Annotated in this window: 4 protein-coding genes and 1 pseudogene; 3 read left to right on the top strand and 2 right to left on the bottom strand. The window is 65.8% G+C overall.

The window, feature by feature from the left end; all coding sequences use genetic code 11:
- Both WBV89_RS18855 and WBV89_RS18850 read left to right on the top strand, forming a co-directional pair.
- Positions 1-441 (top strand): pyridoxamine 5'-phosphate oxidase family protein (locus WBV89_RS18855; protein ID WP_423982869.1); only part of this gene is annotated, 441 nt, incomplete at its 5' end.
- Between the two features lie 279 nt (positions 442-720).
- A complete protein-coding gene (locus WBV89_RS18850) occupies positions 721-1,572 on the top strand; it encodes an SAM-dependent methyltransferase (protein WP_423982868.1) in 852 nt (283 codons plus the stop codon).
- Between the two features lie 104 nt (positions 1,573-1,676).
- Here WBV89_RS18850 and WBV89_RS18845 read toward each other — a convergent pair whose 3' ends face one another.
- Positions 1,677-2,582 (bottom strand): EamA family transporter, encoded by a 906-nt coding sequence (locus WBV89_RS18845; RefSeq protein ID WP_423982867.1) that lies wholly within the window; start codon positions 2,580-2,582, stop codon positions 1,677-1,679.
- A gap of 64 nt (positions 2,583-2,646) precedes the next feature.
- Between WBV89_RS18845 and WBV89_RS18840 the strand changes: the two genes are divergently transcribed.
- Entirely contained in the window at positions 2,647-3,234 is a 588-nt protein-coding gene (locus WBV89_RS18840; RefSeq protein ID WP_423982866.1) for a CGNR zinc finger domain-containing protein, read from the top strand.
- Between the two features lie 497 nt (positions 3,235-3,731).
- On the opposite strand, the pseudogene WBV89_RS18835 reads toward WBV89_RS18840, so the two are convergent.
- A pseudogene (locus WBV89_RS18835) lies at positions 3,732-4,048 on the bottom strand (RNA polymerase sigma factor); the annotation flags it as partial.

Raw genomic sequence — 4,048 nt, 5'->3', positions numbered from 1 at the left:
GACGAGATGCGCCAAATGGTCGACGCTGGCCTCGGCTTCGTCGCAACGATCAACGCCGACGGCACTCCGAATCTGTCGCCGAAGGGAACCCTTGCGGCATGGGACGACGACCACCTGGTATTCGTCGACATCGCTTCGCCGAACACGTCGGCGAACCTGGAAAGGAATCCGTCCGTGGAGATCAATGTCGTCGACCCGCTTATCCGACGGGGCTACCGATTCGCTGGAACCGCAGTCGTCCACCGTGGCGGATCAGTGTTCGAGCGCGGCGTGAGCTTCTACGAGGACCGTGGCACAGTCGAGGCGCAGGCGAGAGTTCGGGCGGTCGTCATCATCGCCGTCGCCAGGGTTCGGTCGCTGCGGTCACCGGCATACGCGCTGGGAGCCACAGAGGAGGACCTGAAGTCCAGGTATCGGAAGCTGCTGCTCGGCGACGATTAGCGTTGCTGGGACGGACCGTCCGGCACCTGCTGGTTCTGCCAAGAGTTCGTGTGGCGGCGACGGGTGGGGTAGCTCGGGGTGTACGTCCGCCGGCGCGGCCTCGACAACCAATCACCCACCGACCTCTACACTGCCCTCACCGTGCAGTGACCACTGGAACTGGCCCTCCCGCGCCGCCGCTTCAGAGAATCCCCTCCTGCCGGACGAGGGCAGGTGACGGGGTGGTGGGAGCAAGCGCTTACTTGACGGCTCCCCGAAATCCGCGCAGGATTTGCGTCCATGGGCGAGTCGCACGAGGAAATGCTTCGTCACTACGAGCCGGACGGACTTCTGCCGCGAATCGTGGCGGGGTTGCAAGCGCTCGGCAAGGACCTGGACTCGGTCACGCAGGAAGATCTCGCGCCGGCCGACGAGTTTCACTCCGCGGGACGTTCGGCCACGCGCACATTGGTGGAGCTTGCAAAGATTCCGCCAGGATCCCGAGTGCTCGACGTGGGCAGCGGGTTGGGCGGCCCGGCGCGTTACCTCGCCGCAACTTTGGGTTGCGACGCGACAGGCATCGATCTCTCGCCCGAATTCTGCAGGGTGGCCAACGCCCTTTCTCGGATGACGCGGTTGTCCGATCGCACCCGCTTTCAGGCGGGTGATGCCCTGGATCTTCCGTTCGCCGCGTCGAGCTTCGACGTGGTGTGGACGATACAAATGCAGATGAACATCCGGGACAAGCGCCGCCTGTATTCCGGAATCGCCCGGGTACTCAGGCCGGGCGGGCTGTTCGTCTGCCAGGAAATCTGCGCAGGGAACGGCGAGCCGATCGAGCTTCCGGTCCCATGGGCGAGCCGCCCCAACCAGAGCCATCTGGCCGATGCGGAATCCCTCCGCGGGTTGATCCGCGGCGCAGGTCTCCTGGAGCGCACCTGGCGCGACATTACCGCCGACATCGTGGCGGCGCGCAAGGCACAGCAGGCGAAGGCGCAAGCGTCGGGTGCGAGCGGCTCCAGCGCCCCTCCTCCGCTTGGAATGCATCTCGTGCTGGGAGAACAGGCAGCCGTCAAGATGAGCAACTCCGGGCGCAACACCGACGCCGGGCGCACGGTGTTCATCCAGGGCGTATTCGACAAGCCTGGCTAGGAAGATCTAGATCAGCTGAGTCCTAGCGACGTCGCGAATATCGGACGCATCCGATCACGAGACCCGTCTTGGCCCCCGTCGAAGAATCAAACGGCTACTGCCGGTTATGCGTGGTTGTGTTCTCGATGGACGGCGACGCCAGCGATGACGAGTGCGACGGCGACGATCTCGACGGTGGCGGGGATCTGGGCGAGGACGATGACGCCGACGACGACGGCCGTCGCCGGGAGCAGTGCGACGAAGAGGGCGTAGGTCGATCGGGGAAGCCGGGTCATGGCGAATTGGTCGAACACGTACGGGATGACAGACGAGCTGAGTCCGACGCCGATGCCTGCGGCGAGTGCGATCGGGTCGAGGAACGCTGTGGTGGCGTCGGCGAGTCCGAGCGGGGTGATGGCGATGCCGGCGACGATCATGGCGAGTCCGAGTCGGTCGATCGGGCTGGTGTCGGCGCTGGCTCGTGAGATGCGGTGGGCGAGGACGATGTAGGCGGTGAAGAGCACACCGTTCGCGAATGCCCAGGCGAAGCCGGTGGCGCTTCCTTCGACGCGAACGTCGGTGAGCAACCAGACGCCACCGATGGCGAGGGCGAGCGCCGCGAGGTTTCTGGCGGTGCGGCTGCCGATGAGTGCCAGGGCGATGGGTCCGACGAACTCGATGGCTGCGACAGTGCCCAGGGGGAGGTCGTCGATGGCGTGGTAGAAGCTGTAGTTCATCACCGCGAACACGGCGCCGAGCGCGACGATCAGTCGGCGGGTGGTGCAGTCGAGGGCTGGGATGATCCGCCACGGCCGCCGCCAGAGGGCGAAGACGATCGCGGCGGACACGATCCGCATCCACGCGACACCGCCGACGGAGACCCGTGCGAACATCAGCACGGCGAACGCAGGGCCGAGATAGTGGAAGATCGCCGATCCGACGAACCACAGGTGTGACGGCACCCGCTCGACGATCGGCGCCTTCGGGTTCGACCGAGCCAACACTCCGTTCTCACCGTCTATTGTACTCATAGTGGTTAGAACGATACGGGATTCTTCTCACCTGTCAACTCGTTCTAGGTGGTAAGGTGCCTCCATGGATCCGCTCGATCTCGATCCGGACGGCTACGACGGTACCTACAAGCTGATTGGCGGTCGGCTGTCGCTGGACTTCATCAACACGGTGAGCTGGCCGGACACCGAACGCCGCCACGACTGGTTGTCATCGCCTGCAAACCTCGACCGATGGTGCGACGCGACCGGGCTCGCGGCCCACGAGGCGACCAGCGACAGCGATGTCGACAGGGCGCGTGAGTTACGCGATGAACTGGCTGCGGCGATCACGCCGCTCGCTTTCGGCGAACGGCCCCCGAAGGACGCGGTCGAGCAGCTGAACTCCCGATTCGCCACCGCCGTGGTGCGTCGCCGAGTGGATCCACACGACCTCGCCTGGACCTGGGCTCCACCGACCGGCGTCATCGACCGACTCGCCCCGGTCGTGGTCGACGCCGCCGACGTCGTCACCGGTGAGCGACATGACCGGCTCCGGCATTGCGACGCATGCGACTGGCTCTTCGACGACCAGAGCCGAAACGGACGCCGCCGATGGTGCGACATGGCCGACTGCGGCAGCCGCGCCAAGTCCCGCACCTACTACCACCGCACCAAGCCCGACTCGCCGTGAACGAGCGACACAAAGGCGCCGTCAAGCGTTCTGCGAACTCTGCGGTTCCAGCCTGTTCGGCGGGCAGTGGCCGCACGGCCCGCTCGAGTCGATCCGCCTCGGAGCCTTCGACACCGACCCCCACATCGGACCTCAGTTCCGCTCCTACGTCGACCAAGCCGCACCATGGGACGACGTTCACGACGACCTCCCCCGCTACTCGGGTGAGTGGTCTCCCTCGGCAACGCCCGACCGGGAACCCACCCGCTATCGGCACGGATGCGCTCGGCTACGTGCTCCAGAACGCGCGTTACCTTGATCGGACCTCCACGACGCCGGAGACCAATCGTCGTGCCGGATCTCGCGTGGGTCAGAGGGACCATCGGCTGGTAAAGATATGCATGCCCCCGAACCGACGCGATTGTGGACACCCGCGAAGCTGCTCGACTCAGTGAGGATCGGGGACGCGGACCACGGATGATCATCCCGTCGGAGGAGATCGCGCGTCGGTCGGGTCCTCAGGGCTCGGCCCGCGCTCGCTGGTGTTCCAGGAATGCGCGCTCGGTTGGATTGCTGGACAGCTGGATGGCTTGGTCGTAGGAGTCGCGGGCCTCTCGTCGCCGACCGGCGCGGGCGAGGAGGTCGGCTCGCGCGGCGTGGAACGACTGGTAGTCGGCCAAGGCCTCGGCATGCATCTCGTCTAGCGCATCGAGGCCGGCGCCAGGCCCGTTGAGTTCGCCGATGGCGACGGCTCGGTTCAGTGCGACGAGGGCGGTGGGGCGGATCCTGAGGAGTTGGTCGTAGAGGGCGACGATCTGGCTCCAGTCTGTGGCAT

This window comes from Ilumatobacter sp. (assembly GCF_049588435.1).
Lineage (GTDB): Bacteria > Actinomycetota > Acidimicrobiia > Acidimicrobiales > Ilumatobacteraceae > Ilumatobacter_A.
The sequence above is the reverse complement of the archived record's forward strand: the minus strand, read 5'-3'. Positions and strand labels throughout refer to the sequence as shown.

What these genes read in the sequence shown, in the direction of transcription:
- WBV89_RS18850 (WP_423982868.1), top strand. Translation starts at nt 721, where the DNA reads ATGGGCGAGTCGCACGAGGAAATGCTTCGTCACTACGAGCCGGACGGA.
- WBV89_RS18845 (WP_423982867.1), bottom strand. Translation starts at nt 2,582, where the DNA reads ATGAGTACAATAGACGGTGAGAACGGAGTGTTGGCTCGGTCGAACCCG.
- WBV89_RS18840 (WP_423982866.1), top strand. Translation starts at nt 2,647, where the DNA reads ATGGATCCGCTCGATCTCGATCCGGACGGCTACGACGGTACCTACAAG.